The sequence below is a fragment of the Mesorhizobium montanum genome, from assembly GCF_033977145.1.
Classification (GTDB): Bacteria; Pseudomonadota; Alphaproteobacteria; order Rhizobiales; family Rhizobiaceae; genus Mesorhizobium; species Mesorhizobium montanum.
This window is the reverse complement of the sequence record NZ_JAVIJF010000025.1, coordinates 74,572-98,677: the sequence shown is the minus strand read 5'-3', so window position 1 is coordinate 98,677 and position 24,106 is coordinate 74,572. Positions and strand designations below refer to the sequence as shown.

Annotated in this window: 22 protein-coding genes; 14 read left to right on the top strand and 8 right to left on the bottom strand. The window is 63.8% G+C overall.

All coding sequences use genetic code 11. From position 1 onward, the window contains the following. Nucleotides 1-162: 162 nt before the first annotated feature. The 4 genes from RFM68_RS28245 to RFM68_RS28230 are packed head-to-tail and all read right to left on the bottom strand — an operon-like array spanning nucleotide 163 to nucleotide 4,224. The gene (locus RFM68_RS28245; RefSeq protein ID WP_320236293.1) at nucleotides 163-960 is read right to left on the bottom strand and encodes a hypothetical protein; all 798 of its coding nucleotides are present in this window, start codon (nucleotides 958-960) and stop codon (nucleotides 163-165) included. After that, complete coding sequence (gene fliI / locus RFM68_RS28240) at nucleotides 941-2,362, bottom strand: flagellar protein export ATPase FliI (protein ID WP_320236292.1); 1,422 nt, start codon at nucleotides 2,360-2,362, stop codon at nucleotides 941-943. Before fliI ends, RFM68_RS28245 begins: the two co-directional genes overlap by 20 nt. Before the next feature lie 4 nt (nucleotides 2,363-2,366). Continuing rightward, entirely contained in the window at nucleotides 2,367-3,089 is a 723-nt protein-coding gene (flgF, locus tag RFM68_RS28235) for a flagellar basal-body rod protein FlgF (RefSeq protein ID WP_320236291.1), read from the bottom strand. A 7-nt stretch (nucleotides 3,090-3,096) separates the two neighbouring features. Further along, on the bottom strand, nucleotides 3,097-4,224 hold the full coding sequence (locus tag RFM68_RS28230) for a DUF1217 domain-containing protein (protein WP_430694955.1): 1,128 nt from the start codon (nucleotides 4,222-4,224) through the stop codon (nucleotides 3,097-3,099). A gap of 141 nt (nucleotides 4,225-4,365) precedes the next feature. Here RFM68_RS28230 and motA point away from each other — a divergent pair, with 141 nt between their 5' ends. The 6 genes from motA (at nucleotide 4,366) to RFM68_RS28200 (ending at nucleotide 9,250) form a co-directional block, all read left to right on the top strand. After that, nucleotides 4,366-5,241 carry a flagellar motor stator protein MotA gene (gene motA, locus RFM68_RS28225; RefSeq protein ID WP_027165103.1) on the top strand — a complete coding sequence of 292 codons (876 nt, stop codon included), beginning with the start codon at nucleotides 4,366-4,368 and terminating at the stop codon, nucleotides 5,239-5,241. 70 nt (nucleotides 5,242-5,311) lie between these two features. Continuing rightward, nucleotides 5,312-6,214 carry a FliM/FliN family flagellar motor switch protein gene (locus RFM68_RS28220; RefSeq protein ID WP_320236289.1) on the top strand — a complete coding sequence of 301 codons (903 nt, stop codon included), beginning with the start codon at nucleotides 5,312-5,314 and terminating at the stop codon, nucleotides 6,212-6,214. Between the two features lie 30 nt (nucleotides 6,215-6,244). Next, complete coding sequence (fliN, locus tag RFM68_RS28215; protein ID WP_320236288.1) at nucleotides 6,245-6,622, top strand: flagellar motor switch protein FliN; 378 nt, start codon at nucleotides 6,245-6,247, stop codon at nucleotides 6,620-6,622. Between the two features lie 43 nt (nucleotides 6,623-6,665). Further along, entirely contained in the window at nucleotides 6,666-7,688 is a 1,023-nt protein-coding gene (locus tag RFM68_RS28210; RefSeq protein ID WP_320236287.1) for a flagellar motor switch protein FliG, read from the top strand. A gap of 24 nt (nucleotides 7,689-7,712) precedes the next feature. Continuing rightward, nucleotides 7,713-8,795, top strand: a complete 1,083-nt coding sequence (gene flhB, locus RFM68_RS28205) for a flagellar biosynthesis protein FlhB (RefSeq protein WP_320236286.1) — start codon at nucleotides 7,713-7,715, stop codon at nucleotides 8,793-8,795. A 17-nt stretch (nucleotides 8,796-8,812) separates the two neighbouring features. Next, a complete protein-coding gene (locus RFM68_RS28200) occupies nucleotides 8,813-9,250 on the top strand; it encodes a BspJ family T4SS effector nucleomodulin (protein WP_320236285.1) in 438 nt (145 codons plus the stop codon). Nucleotides 9,251-9,315: 65 nt separating this feature from the next. Here the strand turns inward: RFM68_RS28200 and RFM68_RS28195 are convergent, their stop codons facing one another. From RFM68_RS28195 to RFM68_RS28185, 3 genes are all read right to left on the bottom strand, one after another. Further along, nucleotides 9,316-10,086 (bottom strand): helix-turn-helix transcriptional regulator, encoded by a 771-nt coding sequence (locus RFM68_RS28195; protein WP_320236284.1) that lies wholly within the window; start codon nucleotides 10,084-10,086, stop codon nucleotides 9,316-9,318. Then, complete coding sequence (locus RFM68_RS28190) at nucleotides 10,083-10,793, bottom strand: helix-turn-helix transcriptional regulator (RefSeq protein WP_320236283.1); 711 nt, start codon at nucleotides 10,791-10,793, stop codon at nucleotides 10,083-10,085. Before RFM68_RS28190 ends, RFM68_RS28195 begins: the two co-directional genes overlap by 4 nt. Nucleotides 10,794-11,230: 437 nt before the next feature. Continuing rightward, nucleotides 11,231-12,262, bottom strand: coding sequence for a histone deacetylase family protein (locus tag RFM68_RS28185; protein WP_320236282.1), 1,032 nt, complete (start codon nucleotides 12,260-12,262; stop codon nucleotides 11,231-11,233). Between the two features lie 171 nt (nucleotides 12,263-12,433). Between RFM68_RS28185 and RFM68_RS28180 the strand changes: the two genes are divergently transcribed. The 8 genes from RFM68_RS28180 to RFM68_RS28145 all read left to right on the top strand — a co-directional run bounded on the left by RFM68_RS28180 (nucleotide 12,434) and on the right by RFM68_RS28145 (nucleotide 23,115). Further along, nucleotides 12,434-14,092, top strand: coding sequence for an amidohydrolase (locus RFM68_RS28180; protein WP_320236300.1), 1,659 nt, complete (start codon nucleotides 12,434-12,436; stop codon nucleotides 14,090-14,092). 128 nt (nucleotides 14,093-14,220) lie between these two features. Beyond that, nucleotides 14,221-15,324, top strand: a complete 1,104-nt coding sequence (locus RFM68_RS28175) for an ABC transporter ATP-binding protein (protein WP_320236281.1) — start codon at nucleotides 14,221-14,223, stop codon at nucleotides 15,322-15,324. Continuing rightward, nucleotides 15,324-16,271, top strand: coding sequence for an ABC transporter permease (locus tag RFM68_RS28170; protein ID WP_320236280.1), 948 nt, complete (start codon nucleotides 15,324-15,326; stop codon nucleotides 16,269-16,271). The genes RFM68_RS28175 and RFM68_RS28170 overlap by 1 nt, the downstream gene beginning before the upstream one ends. Then, a complete protein-coding gene (locus RFM68_RS28165) occupies nucleotides 16,264-17,076 on the top strand; it encodes an ABC transporter permease (RefSeq protein WP_320236279.1) in 813 nt (270 codons plus the stop codon). Before RFM68_RS28170 ends, RFM68_RS28165 begins: the two co-directional genes overlap by 8 nt. Nucleotides 17,077-17,120: 44 nt before the next feature. Further along, a complete protein-coding gene (locus RFM68_RS28160) occupies nucleotides 17,121-18,149 on the top strand; it encodes an extracellular solute-binding protein (RefSeq protein WP_320236278.1) in 1,029 nt (342 codons plus the stop codon). Nucleotides 18,150-18,270: 121 nt separating this feature from the next. Next, complete coding sequence (locus tag RFM68_RS28155) at nucleotides 18,271-19,467, top strand: serine hydrolase domain-containing protein (RefSeq protein WP_320236277.1); 1,197 nt, start codon at nucleotides 18,271-18,273, stop codon at nucleotides 19,465-19,467. 28 nt (nucleotides 19,468-19,495) lie between these two features. Next, nucleotides 19,496-20,674: a serine hydrolase domain-containing protein gene (locus RFM68_RS28150; RefSeq protein WP_320236276.1), complete on the top strand. Its 1,179-nt coding sequence runs from the start codon at nucleotides 19,496-19,498 to the stop codon at nucleotides 20,672-20,674. A gap of 122 nt (nucleotides 20,675-20,796) precedes the next feature. Beyond that, nucleotides 20,797-23,115, top strand: a complete 2,319-nt coding sequence (locus RFM68_RS28145) for a Tex family protein (protein WP_320236275.1) — start codon at nucleotides 20,797-20,799, stop codon at nucleotides 23,113-23,115. Here the strand turns inward: RFM68_RS28145 and RFM68_RS28140 are convergent, their stop codons facing one another. Then, a complete protein-coding gene (locus RFM68_RS28140; RefSeq protein ID WP_320236274.1) occupies nucleotides 23,116-24,027 on the bottom strand; it encodes a LysR family transcriptional regulator in 912 nt (303 codons plus the stop codon). It lies immediately after the preceding gene. Between the last annotated feature and the right edge of the window lie 79 nt (nucleotides 24,028-24,106).

The window sequence follows — 24,106 nt, the reverse complement described above, 5'->3', positions numbered from 1 at the left end:
TTCTTCTGCCATCTCAAGGCATTCCGACGCATCGCAACCCGTTACGAAAAGACCGATGCTTGCTTCGCCGGACTCCTTAATCTCGTCACCGCTTTCCTCGCAATCCGATGACTGTAAACAGGCCTTAAAGCGCGTCGCGATGAAACGGATTCAGTCTACGCGTTACTTCGAGAGCTGGATCAGCTTGTCGGTGCTGGTGACGATCACCCACTTGCCGCCGCGCTGCTCGATCGAGGCGACGCGGCTGGAATCCGGCAGGACAGAGCCGCGCTGAACGATCCACAGACCGGTGTCGTCCTCGATCATGGCGCGGCCGTTGGCGACATGCACCATCTTGAATTCCGATGCGGCGGGGAAGGGCTGCTGGTCGAGCCCCGGCGCCTTGTCGGGGTCCTCCTGCTCGTCCGGCAACGTGCCGGTGGCGAACAGGTCGAGATCCGGAACCGTCTTGGGCGCGTCAGCCGTGCCGGAGTTCACCAACTGCGTGCCGCCGGAGGCGCGTCCGGCATTGCTTCCGCTGCCGCCGAACTTGATGGCCTGAACGCCGAACTGCTCCTGGTTGAAGAAGATGTACCAGGGAAACAACGCGCAGATCAGGCCGAGCGTGATGCCGAGCGCGGCGATGACAAGATCACTGCGGCGGTCGGCACTCTTGTCGGCCAGGCGCGGGAACTGGGCTTTCGGCGGTTGCGGCCATTCGTTGCGAGGAAAAAGCCCATCGAGCAACGAATCGCGGTTGGCCTGTGCCACATCGGCGGTCTCGGCAGCGGATGCCCTCGGCGGATACGGCCTGTCGGCTCTGCTCAGAAGCGTTGTCGCCTTCTGCGTCTTGGCGCGCGCGGCTTTGTCCTTGGCAATTCTTGCTTCATCGGCCTCGGCCTTCTCCGCTGCCTCGGCCTCGGCAAGCATGTCGCGCAACATGCGCTCGGTGTATTGGAGCTCAGTCTCCTTGATCGCCATTCAGCTTCCCCTTGAGATGGCGGGCGAGGTCGGCGAACGGATCGGCCGATGCGCGGTCCCTCGGCGATTGCTTGAGCGCCTCGTAAATCAGCGGCACCTGGCGCACCGCGATGTCGAGCTCGGCATCGGCGCCGCTTTGGTAAGCGCCCAGCAGACGGATGTCGCGCGTATCCTCGAAGCGCGCGATCATCGATTTCAGCTTTGTCACCAGCATGCGCTGCTCCGCGCTCCAGGCCTTGTCGGCAAGGCGCGAGATCGACGACAGCGGATTGACCGGCGGATAGCGGCCCTGCTCGGCAAGCGCGCGGTCGAGCACGACATGGCCGTCGAGGATGCCGCGCACCGAGTCGGCAACCGGATCATTGTGGTCGTCGCCGTCGACCAGCACGGAAATGATGGCAGTAATGGAGCCCCTGCCTTTAACCCCGGGGCCTTCGGCGCCCGGTCCGGCGCGTTCGAGCAGCTTCGGCAGGTCGGTGAAGACCGAGGCCGGATAGCCGCGTGCGACCGGCGGCTCGCCGGTTCCGGTTGCAACCTCACGCAGCGCATGCGCAAAGCGGGTGATGGAATCCAGCACCAGGAGCACGCGATGACCCTGGTCGCGGAAATGCTCGGCCACGCACATGGCGGTGTCGGGCGCGCGCCGGCGCATCATGGCGCTTTCGTCGCTGGTGGCGACGACGGCGACGGTCTTGGCCATGCTCTCGGCGCCGATCGTGTCCTCGAGGAATTCGCGCACCTCGCGGCCGCGCTCCCCGATCAGTGACACGACCACCGTATCGAAGGCTTCGGCGCCGGCCAGCATTGCAAGCAGCGTCGACTTGCCGACGCCGGAGCCGGCGAAGATGCCGAGCCGCTGGCCGAAGCAGAGCGGGGTGAAGATGTCTATCGCCCTGACGCCGGTGAGGAAGCCGGTGCCGACGCGCTGGCGCGACAGCGCGCCGGGCGTCGCGCCATGCGCGACATCGGTGGCGGTTGGTCTGATCAGTGGCGGGCCGCCATCAATGACGCGGGTCAAGGCATCGATGGCGCGCCCGCGCCAGGAGACATGCGGCGTGACCGCGAGCGGGCCACGGCGAAAGACGGCGTCGCCAATGCCGGCATCGGCGCTGCGTTCGAAGGGCGCGACCACCACCTCGTCGCTGCCGATCTTGACGATCTCGCCGCGTCGCGTGCCGGCCTTGCCGCGCTGTTCGACGATGTCGCCTAGCCTAGCAATTCCGGACAGGCCTCGGACCTTGTAATGCGTCGGCGATATCTCTGCGACGCGGCCGCCGCGTGAAAGCAGCGCCTGCGGATCGTCGAACCGCCGGCAGATGCGTTCGAGCGCGGCCAATCGGTCCGTCCGTCCGGTATCCGCCGGGACCTCGAAAGCGCGCAACAGGGACGAGCCGGTCGTCATGCCGTCACTTCGAGCCGAGCGTCTTGATCGCGTCGTCGGTGGAGGAATCGGTCTGCCGCATCAGCGCCGCCGTGTTCTCGAAAGCGCGCTGAACCTGGATCAGCCGGGTCATTTCCAGCACCGGGTTGACGTTCGACTCTTCCAGAAATCCCTGCGCGATGCCGACATCCGAGCGATCGGTGACAGGTTCGGGCGTGCGCGCCGGAACGACGCCCGAATTGCCGTAGCGGACGAAATTCTCACCGGGGTCGAAATTGTAGAGGCCGATGGCCCCGACCAGCTGATCGTTCTGCCTGAGCGAGCCGTCCGCACCTGCCTTGGGCGGGCCGTTGCGCGGATCGAGCTGGATCGGCGCGCCGCCGCCGTCCAGCACCGGATAGCCTTCGATCGACATCAGTTCGCCGTTCTCGTTCATGGAGAAACGGCCGTCGCGCGTCATCACCGTGCCGGCGGGCGTCTCGATGGCGAACCAGGCATCGCCCTGGACGGCGAAGTCGAACGGGTTGCCGGTTTCGGTCAGCGCGCCGTGCGCGCTGGAAAGATAGGTCTTGCCGGAGGAGGCGAAGGAGACCGATTTGGGTCCGGTGCCGGAGACGACGTCCTCGAACTTCACGCCGGTGGCGCGAAAGCCGATGGTCGAGGCGTTGGCGACGTTGTCGGCGATGGTGTCGAGACGGCGCTCGAGCGCGATCTGCGAGGAAAGGGCGACGTAAAGACTGTCCTGCATGATCTTCTCAGAACTTCAACTGCTGCATGGCCATCATCAGATCTGTGGAGATGCCGACACTGGTCGGCTGCGCGAAGAGCACGCTAACCGACGTCACGGCCGTCGAGGTCGGGTGGTTGATCTCGTACATGCTGGTGAAGCGGGTCAGGAACTTGCTGAGCTTCTCCGGGTCGGTGAAGTCCGAGATGTCGAGCTTCTGCTCGAACAACTGCGCCTGCTTGTCGATGTCGGCCGTGGCGAAGGAATCGGGCAGGCCGAGCGCGGAACGCACCACGCTGGCAAGTGCCGTGTCGGCCAGCACGTCGTACCAGCTGGTGATGTCCGGCGCCTTGCGCTGGAAATAAAGCGCCAGCCGCACGCCTTCATTGGTCTTGCCGGCGTCCTCTTCCAATGTCTGGCGCATGTACTTGTCGACGGTCGGCTGCTGCGCCGGATTGATAGTGGTGGCGGTTTCGGCGTACTGCTCGAAGTTGAAGGCGGAGGCCAGCGCGGCATAGGCCGGATCGGTCTGCTTGTTGGCGACACTGTTGGGGTCGCGCACGCCGCCTTGCAGGACCTGCTTGATCAGATCCTTGTCTTCGGTGGCGGAATCGAGCCCGAACGCGGCCAACGCGTAAGTGTAGAGCCGGCTGTTGCCCATCAGGTCGTCGACGGACTTCACCTTGGTGATGTTTGCCAGGTAATAGGTCGTCTCACCCTTCACATAGTCCGAGTTCGGATCGAGCCCTGCGATCTGCGCCTGCGTGGCATAATTCTTCGTCACCAGCTGCTGCGCCTTGTTGTAGACGGTCGTATCGGCACCGTTGGCGGCGAAATTGAAGGCGCTGACGAACTGGGCATAGCGCTTGTCGGTCAGCTTGTTGGCGAAACTGTCCGGGTCGGAAACGCCTTCCTTGAGCGCCTTGACCATGAAGGCCTTGGCGTAGTCCATGTTCTCCAGCCCGTAGGCTTTCATGGCATATTTGAACAGCCGGTCGTTATTGACGAAATCGTCGATCGATTTCACCTTGGTAATGTTGGCCAGATAATATTGGGTATCGCGATCGACCGTCGGCTGTTGCTCGATGCGGGTGATCGATTTGTCGATGTCTTTGGCAATCAACTGATAGCTGGTGTAGGTATTGAGCAAGGACACGCCTCCGGCCGAAGCTATCCCTGCACAATAGCGTCACTTCCTTGCGCGAAACTGAATCGCGTCCGCTGCCTTCGATTCAAGCCTCACACAAGGCACGGGGACTATCCCTGATCCAAGACGTGACATGCGGAAGGACCTGTCTTGGGCATTCTGATCGGACTTGTGGTGACGCTTGGCTGCGTTCTCGGCGGCTTCATGGCCATGGGCGGCCATCTGCATGTGTTGCTGCAGCCATGGGAAGCCGTCGTCATCTGCGGCGCGGCGCTCGGCACCTTCCTCGTCGCCAATCCGATGAAGACGGTCAAGGACACCGGCAAGGGCATTCTCGAAGCCTTCAAGCAGGCGGTGCCGAAGGAACGCGACTACCTCGAGACGCTGGGCGTGCTGCACAGCCTGATGCGCGAACTGCGCTCGAAGTCGCGCAGCGAAGTCGAGGCGCATATCGACAATCCGGAAGAGTCGGCCATCTTCCAGGCTTTCCCGACCGTGCTGAAGAACCACGATCTGACGCATTTCATCTGCGATTATTGCCGCATCATCATCATCGGCAATGCCCGCTCGCACGAGATCGAGGCGCTGATGGACGAAGAGATCCAGACGATCCGCACCGACAAGATGAAGGCCTATCACGCGATGGTGGCGGTCGGCGACGGCCTGCCGGCGCTCGGCATCGTGGCAGCCGTGCTCGGCGTGGTGAAGGCGATGGGTGCGCTGGACCAGTCGCCGGAAATCCTCGGAGGCCTGATCGGCGCGGCGCTCGTCGGAACTTTCCTCGGCATCTTCCTGTCCTATGCCGTGGTCGGTCCGGTCGCCACCAAGATCAAGACGGTGCGCGAAAAGAAGAACCGCCTGTACATCATCGTCAAGCAGACGCTGCTTGCATATATGAACGGCGCCCTGCCGCAGGTGGCGATCGAGTTCGGCCGCAAGACCATATCTTCCTACGAGCGTCCGACGATCGATGCCGTCGAGCAGAGCACCATGAACGCTGGCGCCGCCGAGAAGAAGGCGGCCTGAGCATGCAGCATCTCAGACAGGGCCGCTTGCCGTCATGACAAGTCCGGGCAGCCCTTCGCAAACCCGGGCCTTGATCATCGAGCGTCTCGTCGGCGACAGCGGCGAGGCCGCGCAGGTGATCGGCGTCGGCCGCGGCATGGCCGAGCGGGCGCTGCCGCTATTGCAGAAGGCGCTTGCAGGCGAACTCGGCGCGCCGGTGGCGGTCGATCTGCAAGCGGTGGAGGTCGGCCGCGTTCCCGAGGCGCGCTCGTTCGCCGGCGAGGCTTTCGCGCTGAGCATCGTTTCGTCGCCGGCCTCGGCCGACGCCATGACGCTGGTGATGGATGCGCAGGCGGTCGCCGTCGTGGTGAGCGCGCTGTTCGGCGGCGATCCCGACCAGCCGGTCGCGCCGATCGAGCGCGACCTGTCGCAGATCGAAGCCGATGTCGCGACCACCGTGTTTCAAGAGGTCGCGACGGCGCTCAACGGATCCGGCAAACGCTCGCTCGACCTGCGCCTGCCGGTGCCGAAGGCGATGGCCGGCAACGAGGCGAGGCGGCGCGTGCTGCGCGACGGTGCCGCCGTGCGCATCGTCTATGGCCTTTCGACGCCGTCCGACAGCGGCACGCTCACGGTAATGATCCCGCAGCGCCTGCTGCTTACCTCGCGCGGCGGCGCGGCCACCGCAGGCGAGGATGGCAAGGCCACGGAGTTCGACTGGCGGGCCCGCTTCTCCGAAGAGGTGATGCGCTCGACCGTGCGTATCGAGGCGACGATGCCGCTCGCCAGGCTGACGCTGGGCGACCTCGCCGCGTTCGAGCCCGGCCAGTTGATCGAATTCGAGGAGAATGCCCAGCTCAACGCCAGGCTCAGCACCCGCGACAAGACCCTGTTTGTCTGCGAGTTCGGCAAGCTGGGGCAGAACTACACCGTCCGGATCAGCCACCCGCATGATGCCGGGCAGGATTTCATCGACGGGCTGGTGCCGGGCTGACGCCAGGCCAGGGATTTATGGAGACGACAGATGGCAAAAACCAAGGAAGCCGAACCCGACCAGCCCGACGAACAGCTCGACCGCGCTATCGAGGAACTGCGCGGCGTGCTGAGGGAAGAGGAAAATCGGCCGAATGCCGCCCTTCAGTCGGGCGCCAATTCCTCGATCATCATGGCCATTCCGGTCGACGTGCAGATCATCCTCGGCAGCACGGAGATGCCGGTGTCGGAGTTGATGGCGCTGCAGAAGGGTTCCACCGTCGCGCTCAACCGCCGCATCGGCGAGCCCGTCGACGTCGTGGTCAACGGCCGCAAGATCGCGCGCGGTGAGATCACCGTGCTGGAAAGCGATCCGACGCGCTTCGGCATCAGGCTCACCGAGATCATCGCGGCGACGAAGAGCGCCTGAGGATGGTCGGCGGGCGGACCAATCGGCGGCGAGGGCAACACGCATGACGACGGCACTGGCGCTAACACGTCCGCAAAAGGCGGCGGCCATACTGGTGGCCATGGGCAAGCCCGCGGCCAGCCGGCTGCTCAAATTCTTCAAACAGGATGAACTGAAGGCGCTGATCGAGGGCGCGCGTCTGCTGCGCACCATTCCGCAGGCCGACCTGGAGCGCATCGTCGCCGAGTTCGAAGCCGAGTTCACCGAGGGCGCGGGCCTGCTCGATTCAGCCGACCGCATGGATACGATCCTCAACGAATCGCTGTCGCCCGAGGAGATGAGCGCCATCATGGGCGACAAGAAGTTCGAACCGGTCGCGGAAGGACCTCTGCCGATATGGCCGGACCTCGAAAAACTCGAACCTGCACGGCTCGGCAGCTTCCTGACCGGCGAGCATCCGCAGACGTCGGCCATGGTGCTTTCGAAGCTCGTGCCGCAGACGGCCGCCAATGTGCTGCTCACCATGGAGAAGCCGATGCGCAGCCAGATCATCAAGCGCATGGTGACGATAGCCAACATCCCGGATTCGGCATCGCGGATCGTCGAAAACCAGCTGCGCGTAAGCGTGCTGTCGCAGAAGGCCAGCAGGGACACCTCGGCCGGCCAGGAACGCGTCGCCAGCATGCTCAACGAAATGGCGAAGCCGGAACTGGACGACCTAATGCAGGACCTGGAGGAAGCCGGCACGCCCGATCTCGCCGGCGTCAGGTCGCGGCTGTTCGCCTTCGACGATCTGCCGCTGCTGCCGCAGAAGGCCAGGGTTCTGCTGTTCGACGGACTGTCGACCGAACTCGTCACGCTGGCGCTGCGCGGCGCGGAGCCGGAACTCGCCGAATCCGCGCTATCGGCGATCGGCGCGCGCTCTCGCCGCATGATCGAATCCGAACTCGGACAAGGATCGGAAGGCGTTGCGCTTGCCGACATCATGGCGGCGCGCAAGAGCATATCGGTCGCCGCCATCCGGCTGTCGCGCGAAGGGGCTTTCGAGCTGCCTTCGACGCAGACCGCCGCCGCCGAAGCCGCCTGACGATAACAACCCGGTCAGAGAGCCATGGCTGAAGCGGTCGACAAGGATTCCAAAACAGAGGAAGCCACAGAAAAGAAGATCCGCGACACGATCGAGCAGGGCAAGGTGCCCCATTCGCGTGAGACCGCGATCTTTGCCTCCTTCCTCGCCATACTGGTTTTCGCCGTCTTCTACGCCAAGGACGCGGTTGTCGATCTCGGCATGTTCCTGTCGACGTTCCTGGAAAAGCCGGAAGCCTGGCCGATGGATACCGAGACCGACGTCATCTCGCTCTACAAGCAGGTGATGACCGAGATCGGCCGCGCCGTCGTCAGCCTGCTGGTGCTTTTGACGGTTGCCGGCATCGGCGCCTCGATTTTCCAGAACATGCCGCAAATCGTCGGCGAACGGATCAGGCCGCAGCTGTCGCGCATCTCGATCGCCAAGGGCTGGAGCCGGATGTTCGGCGCGCAGGGATGGGTCGAATTCCTGAAGTCGCTGGCCAAGCTCGGCTTCGCAATCGCGGTGCTGAGCTTCACGCTGTCGGAAGATCACCGCAAGCTGCTCGCCGGCATGATCACCAACCCGGTGTCGTTCGGCATGGTCATCCGCGGCATCTTCGTCGACATACTGGTGGCGATCGTTTTCGTCATGGGACTGATCGCGGTGGTCGACATCGTCTGGTCGCGTTTCCACTGGCGGCGCGACCTGCGCATGACCAAGCAGGAAGTCAAGGACGAGATGAAGCAGTCGGAAGGCGATCCGATCGTCAAGTCGCGGCTACGTTCGCTGGCGCGCGACCGGGCGCGCAAACGCATGATGACGGCGGTGCCGCGGGCGACGCTGGTGATCGCCAACCCGACGCACTATTCGATCGCGCTGAGATATGTGCGCGAGGAGGATTCCGCTCCGATCGTGCTGGCCAAGGGGCAGGATCTGGTGGCGCTCAAGATCCGCGAGATCGCCAGGGAGAACAACATCCCGATCTTCGAGGACGTGGCGCTTGCGCGCTCCATGTACAAGCAAGTTTCGGTTGATAGCGTGATCCCGTCGCAATTCTACCAAGCGGTCGCCGAGTTGGTGCGGATCGTCTACTCGAAGAAGGCCTCGCGAAAAGCAACCCAATGAACGGACGCCGCTAATCCATGGACCGGCAACCACACGCCAACTCCCGCGAGCTGATCGTCGCCAGCGCCATTGAGCCTGTCGTGGGCGAACTGAGGCTCATCGACGTTGCCGACTACATCGCCTTCATCCGGCTCGAGCATTTCGCCTGCCTGTCGGACCTGGTGGACTCGGCCGCCGAGCTTTACTTCCGGCCGGGCACGCTGCGGCTCGGCCATGGCGGCGAGGCGCATGTCGACTGGGGCGGCAGCCCGCGCATCGTGCTCGATCTCGAGCTGCGACCGCGCGGCGTGACGGTGTATTTCCAACTGACGCTGACCGAGCACGAGGCGTCCGTGATGGTCAACTACGTGTCGTTCGAGAAACCCGGCGAGACGCCCGAGCACAACACTGCCTTGCTCGAGGACGCGATCGACGGAGCGCGCATCCGCAGGACCGAGCCGCTCGCCTTACCCTGATGACTTGATTGCAATCGCCCCAAACCTCGCCGCAGCGCGTACAAGGCGCCGCGCGCTTGGCGGGGTTATTCGATCAGGCCGAGCCGCAACGCCTTGGCGACGGCCTGGTTGCGGTTGACCGCGTTGAGCTTCTGGGTCGACTGGGTGAGGTACTGGTTGGCGGTATGTACCGAGAGCTTGAGGAGCTTGGCGATCTCTTCGCTGGTATTGCCGTTGGCGGTCAGCTTCAGGCATTCGAGCTCGCGCTTGGAAATCGAACGCGTCCTGCCGGTGTCGCCGGGGCGGATGCGGGCGACCGCCGCGAACAGCGCGAAAGAGCGGGCGTGAATCTCGCAAAGCGAGTCGTCGCACAACGTAATTTCCGAGCCCAGGAAGACGACCAGCCCGCATTGACCGCGATCGGCATGCACTGGAAAGGCGATGCCGTTGGTGCCCGGCGCCAGCGGCGCGATCGGCTCGGCCCAGGCGAGCGACTGAAAGATCTGCCGCGATCCGGCGATGCCGTCGTCGGCCCACCAGTGCGGCGCCGTCGAGACGCGGCTGTGGCGCACCACATCCTCGCCATTGGCGCCGGAGATGAATTTGGTCGCGACCGCCGTGCCGGGATAATCGGAATCGAAACATGCCACGAGACGCGCGCGCTCGGGCGACGGGCTGACGAAATAGAGGCCGAAGGCCGAGGCGTTGATGTCGACGGCGATCCATCGGCAGCGGCGCACGGCATCCGGAATGGTGGCCGCGTTATGGGTCTCCGAGCCGAGCGAGAAGGCCCCGAACGGATTGCGCTGATCGTTGAAAAGGGCCGCCGCGGCCTCTCTGACATGTGCGTGCTTCAAATGATGCCGCTCCTGATCGCCGTCGCGATCGCCATCGCGCGGTTGCTGGCCGCAAACTTCTGGATGGCGTGCGTGATGTAGCTGTTGACGGTGTTCGACGAGACGCCGAGGATGACGGCCACCTCATCGGTGGTCTTGCCTTCCGAAACCCAGAACAGGCATTCGCGCTCGCGGTCCGACAATGGGTCCTGCATGGACGCCGCCGCAATCAGTTGCGGGATGCTGGAAAGCGCGTAGCAGCATTTGAGCTGAGCCTTCATCAGGGCGGTCAGGTCGATCTTGTCCGCCTCGGCGGCCGAGAACAGCACGAACAGGCGCTGCCGGCCGACATTCAACCGTAACGAATAGATTTCAGCGTGGCCGAGCACGTCGAGCAGGCGAGCCTCTTCGCCGGTCAGCAATGCGCCGGCATCAGGCGCGTGCGCCGCCACCAATGGCCTTGGGCGCACCCCTGGCGCCACGGTCAAAGGGCCCAGCGCCAGATTGGCAATCAGCCTTTTGCCGATCAGCTCGATGCCGTCGAAGATCCAGTTCGAGGAGACGATGCGCGCATCGTTGCGGTCCTGGTCATGCACGATGGCCACCAGCATGTAGCTGTCGGCGCCGATATCGGCGGCAAGCTGCATGAAGAAACTGGTGAGATCGCCACGAGACGTCAGGCGCGAGCCTGAGGCATCGGGTTGGAGAAGCGCGGCGGGACTGCTCATTTGTATTTCTTGGATTCTTGCCGGAATCGATCCTTGTGCCCGGTGCTGGCGAAGCCAGCGGCCGGACCCGAAACGCGTCACGTTTACGAAGACACACTCAAAGGCGCGAACGGCGCCCAACCGCGCCGAATCCCTGTAGGGAACGCGAAACCTTCCGCGTCTGGTGCCGGCCTGGCGCCGGAACTTGAGACTTTGGGTGGTCGCCGCGCCCCCCATGGACCGGCTGATTCGGGTCTAATCTACCCGCAGATGAATCCGACATCAAACGCGATTTGACAAAATCGAATCTATTGGACTCGCGATGCGACTCAGCGGCCGACCTTGGCGTTACTTGATGGTGATTTCAAAGTCGAATTGAGCCGATGATCCCGGCGGGGTCGCAAAAAATATGCCCCCGGTTGCATCCGAGGGCATATGTCCTTCAATCGGACGCGGCTTCAGCGATCCTCGAAACCCGTCAACACGCCGACGGCGTTGATGCCGATCTCTTCGACGGCGTAGCCGCCTTCCATGACGAACAGCGTCGGCAGACCGAGCCTGGCGATGCGCCGGCCGATCTTCGGATAGTCCCCGCTCTTCAGCTTGAACTGGCTGATCGGATCCTTCTCGAAAGTGTCGACGCCGAGCGAGACGATGACCACGTCGGGAGCGTAAGCGGCAAGCCTGGCGCAGGCGTCCTCAAGCGATGCGCTCCAGCCGTCCCAACTGGTGCCGAAGGGCATCGGGTAATTAATATTAAAACCTTCGCCTTGGCCTTCGCCACGCTCGTCTGCATGGCCGAGGAAGAAGGGGTACTCGACCATCGGATCGCCATGCAGGTTGAGCACCTGGACGTCGCCGCGGCGGTAGAATATCTCCTGCGTGCCGTTGCCGTGGTGGTAGTCGACATCGAGGATCGAGACATGGCTGGCGCCCTGGTCGCGGAACCATTGCGCGACGACGGCGGCGTTGTTGATGAAGCAATAGCCGCCCATGAAGGCGGCGCCGGCGTGATGGCCGGGCGGGCGGCAAAGCGCGAAGGCGGTGCGCTCGCCGCCCTTGACCAGGGCCGCCCCAGTCAGCGCGACGTCGTAGGACGACTTGATCGCTGCCCAGGTGCCTTCGACGAAGGTGGCGCCGGCATCGAAGGAATAGTAGCCGAGCAAGGCATCGACGCGCTTCGGCGGCACGTCGCCGCGCAGGCCGCGCGTCGGCCAGGTGAAGCCCATGGCCGAGCCCTTGAAACCGGCGGCGACCCATTCCGGCCAGACCGTCGGCAGGAAATCGATGTAGTGGGCTTCATGCACGCGCTTGGCGGCGGCGAGGTCATGCTCGGCCGGCCCGATGATCGGCCCGAGCTTCTCGCTCTCCACCCGCGCTTTGATGAATTCGGCCCGCGACGGCTTCTCGAAACCCGGCACGATCGCCGACGTGACCAGTTCCATCTGCCCGGCATGGCCGGCGTGGAGAGGAGAGAAAACTGTCTTCATTTTTGGAGTTGGCTCGCTCTTCGGGTTCAAGTTTCGATGGGTCTCGAACAGCTTTGTGGCAGAGGTTTCCGGCGCCGCCAAGAGGCATCGCAAATTGTTGTCTGAGGCCAGCATGGGACGGCTTGCCAGACGCCAATACTCTGCTAGCCTAGGCGCAAAGGGGACAAAATGATGCCGCAAACGGCCGATCTGATCGTCGAGAACGCCAGTGTATTGACGATTGATCCGGACACCCCTCGCGCACAAGCGATTGCCGTCAAAGGCGACAAGATAATTGCGATCGCAGATCGCGATAGCGTGCGCGATTACAAAGGCCCCGGCACGCGCGTCATCGATGCCCAGGGCGGCTCGGTGCTGCCGGGCTTCATCGAGGCGCATATGCATCTCTTCGGCGGCGCGGCCGAGCTCGACAATCTGCATCTGGCGGGCGTGCATGGCTTCGAGGCGTTGCGCGACGCGATCCAGGATTTCGCCGCAAAGCGCCCGGACGCCAGGCTTCTGGTCGGCGCCGGCGTCGACTACGCCATCCTGCCGGAGCCGGTGACGCGCCACGATCTCGACCGCATCATTCCCGACCGGCCCTTCGCCATGTCGGCTTCCGACCACCACACGATGTGGGCGAATACCAAGGCGCTGGAAGAGGCCGGCCTGCTGCATGGCAGGCAGGTCGGACAGGGCAATGAGATCGTCATGGGCAAGGACGGGCTTGCCGCCGGCGAGTTGCGCGAGGGCGAGGCCTTCGGGCCGGTCCTCGACCATTACGGTGCAAACCGGACGCGGCTTGGCCTCGAGGGTGCCGAGCCGAATCCGTATCCTTCCGCCAAGGAGCTGGCGGCCGATCGAGATCTGATGCATCGCGGCCTGCAATGGTGCGCCAAACACGGCATCACCTCGATCCAGAACATGGACGGCAACCTCTATCAGCTCGAGCTGCTCGCCGGGCTGGAAGAAGAAGGGCGGCTCATCTGCCGCACCAAGATCCCGTTCCACTTCAAGAACTTCATGAAGCTGGAGATGCTGGAAAAAGCCTCACGGATGGCCGCGGCCTACAATTCCGAGTGGCTGTCGTCCGGCATGGTCAAGGTCTTTTACGACGGCGTGCTGGATTCCTGGACGGCGGTGATGGTCGACGATTACGCCGACCGTCCGGGCTGGCGCGGCGAGCCGCTTTTCTCACGCGAGCATTTCGCCGAAGTGGCGGTCGAGGCCGACAGGCGCGGCCTGCAGATCGCCGTGCATTCGATCGGCGATGGCGCGGTGCGGGCGGTGCTCGACGGCTACCAGGCGGCGCTAGAGAAGAACGGCCGGCGCGACAGCCGGCACCGCGTCGAGCATATCGAGGTGATCACGGCCTCCGACGTGCCGCGTTTCGCCGAGCTCGGCGTGCTGGCCTCGATGCAGCCGGCGCATCCGCCGGGCGCGCTGAACTTCCCAATGGAGCCGACGATCTCGCGCATCGGCCGCGACAAGTGGCCACTTAGCTATGCCTGGCGTACGCTGAAAAACGCCGGCGCGCGCGTGGTGTTCGCGTCCGACTGGCCGGTCTCGCCGGTCGATCCGATCCTGTCCATCCAGGCGGCAGTCATGCGCAAACCTTGGGCAGAAGGCATGCCGGACCAGAGCTTCTCGTTGCAGGAGGCAATAGAGGGCTACACGGGCGAGGGCGCTTATGCGGAGTTCATGGAGCATCGCAGGGGCCGCCTGAAAACCGGGTATCTCGCCGATATCGTCGTTTTGTCGGCTGATATCGAGGCGACGGCGCCGGAAGCGCTGCACACCGTGCGTCCGGTGACCACCATCTGTGGCGGAAAGATCACCTACCAAGCCTGAGGTGTGGCATGGGAATTGCCTTGAAAAGTCGAGTTGCAGCTGCGCAGTTGCCAAGCCGCCCGGCTTATGGTGACAATCAAACAGGAACACACCTGCCGACAAGAGCAGGCTCTCTCAATGGGGTAATCGTGCCGGAACAACCGGGTAAGAACGCGATCGAAGTTCGCGGTGTTCGCAAGTTTTTTGGAACCGGCGAAAACCAGGTAGCCGCTCTCGACACAGTGTCGGTGTCGATCCGCGAGAACGAGTTTTTCACACTGCTCGGCCCGTCCGGATGCGGAAAGACGACGCTGCTGAGATTGATTGCCGGCTTCGATTTTCCGACCGCCGGCGAGATCCTGCTGCACGGCCAGGACATCGCGCCGCTGCCACCTTACAAACGCCCGGTCAATACCGTCTTCCAGAGCTACGCGCTGTTCCCGCATATGACGGTGGCGCAGAATATCGGCTTCGGGCTGGAAATGCTCGGCCAGCCGAAAGCGGAGATCGAAGCGCGCGTCGCCCGGATGCTGAAGCTGGTCAAGATGGAGGCGTTGAAGGCGCGCCGCACCAGTCAGATCTCGGGCGGCCAGCAGCAGCGCGTGGCGCTGGCCCGCGCGCTGGCGCCGCAGCCGAAGGTGCTTTTGCTCGACGAGCCGCTTTCGGCACTGGATTACAAGCTGCGCAAGGAAATGCAGATCGAATTGAAGCGGCTGCAGAACGAAACCGGCATCACCTTCATCTTCGTCACCCACGACCAGGAAGAAGCGCTGACCATGTCCGACCGCATCGCGGTGATGTCGGCCGGCAAGATCCTGCAGGTCGGCACGCCTCGCGACATCTACGACCGGCCGGCCGAACGCTTCGTCGCCGACTTCATCGGCGAAACGAACTTCCTGCCGGGCACGGTGGTGTCGAAGCAGGCCGGCGTGGCGACGGTCAAGTTCGCCAGCAATACGACGATCGCGGCGGGCTATCCGGAAGGCTTCGATCCGACCGGAGAAGTGACGCTGGTGGTGCGTCCCGAACATGCCGATCTTGTGCCTGATCCGGCCAAGGGCACGATCGCCGGCACGCTCTCCAACATCGTCTATTTCGGCACCGACACACATTATCACGTGAAGCTCGACGGCGGCGGTGAGGATTTCATTGTGCGTCATCAGAACAGCCGTTCGGGCGCGGTGACCTACGAGACCGGAGCCAAGGTCGGCATCCAGTTCGAGGAGGACGCTGCGCGCGTTCTGAAAGACTGATGACGACAGCCACGCTCTCCCCGACCACGATCTCCAAAGCCGCGTTGTTCGAGGCCCATGCGGTGAAAGCCGGCGCACAGCGCAACCGGCTGTTGTCATTGCCGGCGCTGATCATCATCGGCATTTTCGGCGTGCTGCCGCTGATCATCATCTGCGTCTACTCGTTCCTTGTCGCCGCTCCCTATGGCGGTGTGCAGTGGCAGTTCTCGACTGATGCCTATCTGAACTTCCTGTTCCAGCGCGATATCTTCGACGACACGCTGCAGTTCACGCCGGATTTTTTGATCATCTACCTGCGCTCCTTCCTGTTCGCCGTGGTGACGACGGTGATCTGCCTGCTGCTCGGCTTTCCGACCGCCTATTTCATGGCGACGCGATCGCCGGCGGCACGCAACTGGTGGGTGCTCTTGATCACCATTCCTTTCTGGTCGAACCTTCTGGTCCGCACCCTGGCGATCATGTTCATCATCCGCGACGAGGGCCTGATCAACAACGCGCTGATGGCATTGGGGGTGATCGATAAGCCGATCACCATGCTCTACACCAATTTCGCCATCCAGCTCGGCCTGCTCTACGCCTTCCTGCCGTTCATGGTGCTGCCGCTCTATTCCAGTCTGGAGAAACTCGACTTCCGGCTGGTCGAAGCGGCTTACGACCTCTACGCGACGCGCCGGCAGGTGCTGTGGCGGGTGATCATCCCGCTGTCCAAGCCCGGGATCATCGCCGGCTGCCTGCTCGTCTTCATCCCGGCGCTCGGCGCCTATGTGACGCCGCTGATCCTGGGCGGCGGTGTGCACCTGATGATCGGCGATCTCATCGCGCAGCAATTCGGATCGGGACGCAACTGGCCGCTCGGCTGCGCGCAGGCTCTGATTCTGATGGCGGCCGTGCTGGTGGCGCTCTTCTTCTATGTCCGCAACACGTCGGGGAAGATGCAGCATGGCTGAGCCCCGCATCATGGACATCAAGGATCAGCCGGGTTTCCGCTCGATCGCCGTCATCTGCCTTTTGGTGCTCTATGTGCCGGTGCTGATCCTGATGATCTTCTCGCTGAACAGCGGCTCGCTGGTCACGCATTGGGAAGGCGTCACGCTCAGCTGGTACGGCAGCGCGCTGCTCAATGAGGAGTTCCACAGCGCCGCGAAGAACACGCTGATCATCTCGGTGACCGCGACGATCGTCTCGACCATCTGCGCGACGCTGGCGGCGATCGGCATGACAAGGGTGAAGCCATGGCGCGGGCTTGCCGCGGCCTTCATGGTCATCAACCTGCCGCTGATGGTGCCTGAGATCATCACGGCGGTGGCGACGCTCTCCTTCTTCGCGCTGATCGCCGGCACGCTCGGACTGAACTTCGGCATCGGCAATCTGATCCTCGCCCACACCGTGTTCTGCATCCCCTTCGCCTACATGCCGATCAGGGCGCGGCTCGAGGACATGGACCTGACGCTGGAATACGCGGCGGCCGATCTTTACGCGACGCCGTGGAACGCCTTCAAGCGCATCACGCTGCCGCTCTTGGTTCCCGGCATCATGTCGGGGGGCGCACTGGCCTTCATCGTCTCCTTCGACGATTTCACCATCACGCAGCTCGTTGCCGGCCCCGGCCAGACGACGCTGCCCCTCTATATCTGGAACCAGATCCGGCGACCGATGACGCCTGAGATCAACGCCATCTCCACCATCCTGCTGCTGGTGTCGATCCTGTTCGTCTCGGTCTCGTTCCTGATCGCGCGCCGACGCGCCAAATAACCAAGAGCTCCAACACAACAATGGGAAGGCAAGGAGAACATAAAATGTCCAGAAAACTGATGGCGGCCGTATCCACGGCCGTGCTCTTATGGGCCGTACCGGCGCTCGCCGACGGCGAACTGCACATCTACAACTGGGGTGACTATACCAACCCGAAGCTGATCGAGAAATTCGAGAAGCAGTACAACATCAAGGTGACGCTGGACGACTACGATTCCAACGAAACCATGCTGTCCAAGGTGCGCGCCGGCAATTCCGGCTACGACATCGTGGTGCCGTCCGACTACACCGTGAAGATCATGGTCGAAGAGGGCCTGCTCGAAAAGACCGAGCCCAATGCGATGCCGAACGGCAAGAACATCGATCCGCGCTTCGTCAATATCTATTGGGACTCTGGCCGCCACTACACCGCGCCGTGGCAATTCGGCACGACGACATTCGCCGTCAACACCGACAAGTTCAAGGGCGATATCGACACGCTGGCGATCCTGTTCAACCCGCCGGACGAGCTCAAGGGCCAGATCAACGTGCTGGACGACGTCAACACCGTCATGCATGCGGCGGAGCGTTACGCCGGCGTGCCGCGCTGCGGCGCCGACAAGGCCAATCTGAAGAAGGTCAACGACATACTGATGGCCGCCAAGCCGTCGTGGAAGACGTTCAGCTACGACACCATCACCAAGATCACCTCCGGCGACGTGATCGTGACCGAGCAGTGGAACGGCGCGACCTACCGTTCGCGGCAGAAGATCCCGGCGATCAAATATGCCTATCCGAAGGAAGGCATCGAAGGCTGGATGGACAATGTCGCGGTTCTGAAGGGCGCCAAGAACCTCGACAACGCCAAGCTGTTCCAGGACTTCATCATGGCTCCGGAAAACGCGGCGATGATCTCGGACTTCGCCGGCTACGACAACGGCATTGCCGGCAGCCACAAGTTCCTGTCGGCCGATTTCGCCAACTCGCCGGAAATCAATCCGCCGGCCGGCGCGCCGACGCCGGAATTCGTGCCGCCGTGCCCGCCGGACGTGGTGGAGATCTACAACAAGATCTGGACCAACCTGCGCAAATAATTCCGCGCGACAACATGAAAGGAGGGGAGGCTCCGGCCTCCCTTTCTTATGACTGGTTCCGTGCATGTCGCTTCCCGAAACCGCCGCGCAGTTTTGGGCGATATGCATTGAGGAGGAAATCTTGCCGTCTTACCGCAACTCCGATCCGCGGCCGCCGATCATGCAGGGCGCGCCGCCGAAGCTGGTGCCGCCGAAGCTCGATTGGGACCGGCCACCCTGGAACCGATGGGCCTTCCAGCACATCCGGGAATTCCTGCCGACGGTCGAGGTGTGGCGCGGCAGCGGCCATCGTCATCGCCTCGAGCGGGCGGAGGCCGATCTCGACGATCTGCCGGTAGCCGACAGCAGCGGAGCGCCGACGACGCTTGCCGGATTGCTCGACGAAACCTATGCCGACGGCTTCCTGGTGCTGAAGGACGGCAGAATAGCCTATGAGCGCTACTTCAACGGCATGGACGAGCGCACGTTGCATCTGTCGCAATCGATGGCGAAGTCGGTTACCGGATCGGTGTTCGGCATCCTGGTCGGACGCGGCCTGATCGATCCGGCCAAGCTGGTGACCGATTATCTTCCGGAACTCGGCGAGACCGGTTGGGCCGGCGCCACCGTGCAGCACGTGCTCGACATGACGACCGGCGTGCGCTTCTCCGAGGAGTACACCGATCGCTATTCCGAGATCGGCCAGGTCGATGTCGCCACCGGCTGGAAACCGATCCCGCCGGGCAGCGATCCTGATTTCCCTTGGCCGTCGCATCTGTTCGAGCTGATCCTGCGACTGAAGGACAGAGTGCGTCCGCATGGCGAGGCCTTCGAATACCGCTCGATCGAGACCGACGTGCTCGCCTTCATCATGGAACGGGTCAGCGGCAAGCGCCTGGCGCAGCTTGTCTCCGAGGAACTCTGGCAAAAGCTCGGCGCCGACGAGAGCGCCTTTTTCACCCTCGACAGCGCCGGCTATGCGCTGGCCGATGGCGGCTTCAACGCGACGCTGCGCGACTATGGCCGCTTCGGGCAATTGATCCTCGACAATGGCGGCGGGGTGATCCCGGCAGAGTGGATCGAGGCGACGCGTACCGGCAAGCACGGGCCGAACTTCAGCCCGAGCCTTCCGGACGGCTGCTACCGCAACCAGTTCTGGATCGAGGATCAGCGCTCACGCTCGCTGATGTGCCGCGGCGTGTTCGGGCAACTAATCCATATCGACTGGACCACGCGAATGGTCGTGGTGAAGCTTTCGACCTATCCGGATTTCACCAACGTCGCTTATTCGGTGGCGACGCTAAAGGCCGTGCACGCCATTGCGGCGGCGCTCGCCTGAATCTCGCGACAAGACCTGGGAGACCACCGTGACCGGCAAGACCGCGTTCGAGACCAAATACGGCTTTGCTCGCAAGGATGTGCGGCTCGATACCTGGCGGCTGGCGCCGTTCAACCGATGGTCTTTCCAGAATGTCGGCGAACTGGTGCCGAGCGCGCATGTCGCGGCGGCGCCTGGCGGCGAGGAGCAGGCGAAATCCCTGGGCGCGCTGCTCGAGGAGAAGATCTCGTTGGCCGGCGGCACGGAAACCGTCGGAAGCTTTTTGAAGCGTTCCGATACGGACGGGCTGGCGATCCTGAAGGCCGGCAGGCCGGTCGGCGACTGGTCGGCGCCGCATATGCCTTTCGGGGCCCGCCACATCATCTTTTCGATCAGCAAGTCGGTGACGGCGGTCCTCACCGGCATACTGGAAGGCGAGGGGCTGTTCGACTCCAATGCGCCGGTGACAAAATACCTCCCCGAGGCCAAGGGCTCGGCCTATGGCGACGCGAGCGTCCGCAACGTGCTCGACATGACGGTCAGTCTCGATTTCGAGGAAGCCTATCTCGATCCCGAGAGCGCCTTCGCCCGCTACCGCCGCTCGACGCTGTGGAATCCCGGCGGCGGATCGGAAAGCCTCGCGGCGTTCCTCATGACGATCCCGCGCCTGGCCGAACCGCACGGGCAGACCTATCGCTACCGCTCGCCCAATTCGGATGTGCTCGGCATCCTGGTCGAGCGCGCCTCCGGCAAGCGCGTCAGTGAATTGCTCAGCGAAAAACTGTGGCTGCCGCTGGGTGCCGCGAGCGACATGTCGGTGACGGTCGACATGGAAGGAACGGCGCGCACCGCCGGCGGCATGTCGATGACGCCGCGCGACCTTGCCCGCATCGGCGAGATGATGCGCCAGGGCGGCATAGCGAACGGCCGCCGCATCGTCCCGGAAGCCTGGGTACGCGACACCGTCGCCACAGGCGGCAGCCATGAAGCCTGGCAGCGCGGCACGATGGCATTCCTGTTCCCGAAGGGGCGTTACCGCAACAAATGGTACCAGACCGGCCACGACAGCGGTGCCTTCTGCGGCATCGGCATCCACGGCCAGTGGCTTTACGTCAACCCGAAGACGGAAGTGGTCATCGCCAAGATGTCGTCGCAGCCGGAGCCGGTGGACGACAAGCTGGATGAGGACATCGTGGCGTTCTTCGAGGCGTTGAGCGCGATGGTCTGAGCCAGTCTGGCGGCCGGGCCTCGGCGTCTTTCCTGTGGACCTTCCTCGCCGGATGAAGCCGGCGCGGTTGGCGCGGCCGGTATCCCGGCCTATGGTCGCGGCTCTTTTCTGCAGGGACCAGAATGGCAACGGACATCAAGCGCATAGCAGCAATCATCGCGGCCGAGATCGGCGCCCGGGCGGAGCAGGCCGCGGCGGCAATCGGCCTGCTCGACGAGGGCGCGACAGTGCCGTTCGTGGCGCGTTACCGCAAGGAAGTCACCGGCGGGCTCGACGACACGCAGTTGCGCGACCTTGCCGAGCGGCTCGCCTATCTGCGCGAACTCGATGCGCGGCGCGAGACGATTCTCGGCTCCATCCGCGAGCAGGGCAAGCTGACCGGGGAACTTGAGGCGAAGATCGCTGCCGCAAGCACCAAGGCCGAGCTCGAGGATATCTATCTCCCCTACAAGCCGAAGCGGCGCACCAAGGCCGAGATCGCCAGGGAGCGCGGGCTCGGGCCGCTCGCCGAAGCAATCCTGGCCGACCGGTCGGCGGTGCCGGCCGAGCTCGCGCTTGCTTATGTCACGGAAGAGCTGACCGACGCCAAGGCGGCGCTTGAAGGCGCGCGCGATATCCTGTCGGAGCAGTTCGCCGAAAATGCCGACCTGGTCGGCAAGCTGCGCGCCTATATGAAGGAACGCGCTTTCCTGCGCGCCAAAGTCGTCGACGGCAAGCAGGAGGCGGGTGCGAAGTTCTCCGACTATTTCGACCATGTCGAGCGCTGGGCGAATGTGCCAAGCCACCGTGCTCTGGCCATGCTGCGCGGTCGCAACGAGGAAGTGCTGTCGCTCGACATCGAGGTCGATGCGGGCGATACCTCGCCGGTCAAGCCGGTCGAGCGCATGATCGCCAATGCCTATGCCATCGGCGCCAGCCTGCCGGGCGACCGCTGGCTGATGGAGGTCGCCGGCTGGACCTGGCGCATAAAACTGTCGCTGCATCTGACGCTCGATCTGATGCGCGACCTGCGTGAGCGGGCCGAGGAAGAGGCGATCCACGTCTTTGCCCGCAACATGAAGGATTTGCTGCTTGCGGCACCCGCCGGCTCGCGGCCGACCATGGGGCTCGATCCCGGCATCCGCACCGGCGTCAAGGTCGCGATCGTCGACGGCACCGGCAAGCTGGTGACGACGACGACCGTCTATCCGTTCCCGCCGAAAAACGACGTGCGCGGCACGCAGGCCGAACTTGCTGCCCTTATCCGCCAGCACAAGGTGGAGCTGATTTCGATCGGCAACGGCACCGGCAGCCGCGAGACCGAAAAGCTGGTCGCCGACATGCTGTCCGATATGCCTGTGGGTTCAGGTCCCAAGCCGCTCAAGGTGATCGTCAGCGAAGCAGGCGCCTCGGTTTATTCCGCCTCCGCGACGGCAGCGGCGGAATTCCCCGGCCTTGATGTTTCGTTGCGTGGCGCGGTCTCGATCGCGCGGCGTCTGCAGGATCCGCTGGCCGAGCTGGTCAAGATCGAGCCGAAATCGATCGGCGTCGGGCAGTACCAGCACGATGTCGACCAGTATCGGCTCGGGCGCTCGCTGGAGGCGGTGGTCGAGGATGCGGTCAATGCCGTCGGCGTAGACCTCAACACGGCGTCGGCGCCGCTGCTGGCGCGGGTTTCAGGATTGGGGCCGTCGCTTGCCGAAGCGATCGTCGCGCATCGCGATGCGACAGGGCCGTTTGCCAGTCGAAAGGACCTGCTCAAGGTCTCGCGCCTTGGACCTCGCTCTTTCGAACAATCCGCAGGCTTCCTGCGCATTGCCAATGGCAGCGAGCCGCTCGATGCCTCGTCCGTGCATCCGGAAGCCTATGGCGTTGCGAAGAGAATAGTCGCTGCCTGCGGGCGCGACGTGCGCGCGCTGATGGGCGACAGCGTCGCGCTCAAGGCGCTCGACCCGCGCGTCTTCGTCGACGAGCGTTTCGGCCTGCCGACGGTGCGCGACATCATCGCCGAGCTTGAAAAGCCCGGACGCGACCCGCGCCCCGGCTTCAAGACGGCGACCTTTGCCGACGGTATCGACGACATCAAGGACCTGAAGCCAGGCATGCTGCTCGAAGGCACCGTCACCAATGTCGCCGCCTTCGGCGCTTTCGTCGATATCGGCGTGCACCAGGACGGGCTGGTGCATGTCTCGCAGCTAGCCGACCGCTTTATCAAGGATGCACATGAGGTGGTGAAGGCGGGCGACGTGGTGAAGGTACGGGTCGTCGATGTCGACATCAAGCGCAAGCGCATCGGGCTGTCGATGCGCAAGGACGGCGGCGAGGGGGCGCCTCGCAGTGGCCAGCGTGACAATGGCGGCGGCAAGCCCGCGCCGCGCTCGCCGGCGCTGCAGCGCCAGCCGGAAAGGCCGGCACAGGGCGCGTTTGGCGCGGCGCTCGCCGAGGCGATGAAGCGCAAGTAACTACCACGCCAGGACAGCCGGCTCCTTGCCGATCTGACCCAACAGCCAGTCGCGAAAACTGGCTACCGGCGGGTGGCCTCGCTTGTCGTGCGGCACGACCAGATAATAGGCGCTGCGGCTCTGCATCGGTTCGCCGGGGGCGGGCACCAGCTGGCCGCGCTGCAATTCTCCGGCAATCAGGATTTCCGGCAGCAGCGCCACGCCGAGCCCCGCCATGCAGGCCTGCGCGACGGTGCCGAACTGCTCGAACTGCATGCCGGGGCCGGTCGGCGCCTCGAGCTCGTGATGCTCGAACCATTCACTCCAGGCACCGGGGCGCGTTGCCATATGCAGAAGCGGCAGGCGGCTGATATCGGCCGGCGCGGCGATGGCGCGGGCGGCCAGGAATTCGGGCGAGACCACCGGCATCACGGTTTCGCGCATCAGCAACGTGCAGTCGGCGTCCGGCCAGTCGGGCATGCCGTGATGGATCGCGGCGTCCAGCCGTTCGCGGGCGAAGTCGAAGCGCCCGATGCGGGTGGCGAAGTTGATGGTAACGTCCGGGTGCCGGGCGACGAAATCCGGGATCAGCGGCATCAGCCAGCGCGTGCCGAAGGTCGGTAGAATTGCAAGATTGAGAGCACCACTATGCCGATTGCTCATCAATCCGAGCGCGGCGTCGCGTAATTGGCCAAGCGCGGAGCGCACCGCTTCGGCATAGATCTCGCCGGCCGTCGACAGCCGGACATTGCGGCTGTCGCGCTCGAACAGCCGGCGTCCGAACTGTTCTTCCAAAAGGCCGATCTGCCGGCTGACGGCGCCCTGGGTCAGATCGAGCTCGCGGGCAGCGGCGGTGAAGGAGCCGAGGCGCGCCACGGCGTCGAAGGCGGCAAGGGCGCTGATATTCGGTAACAGACGGCGCTGGACGTTCATGATCCATTACTAACGCTCATTGATCTGTGACGCAATTTTGTTTGATTTTTCGCATGCGGAGGCCGATAAGCCGGGCACT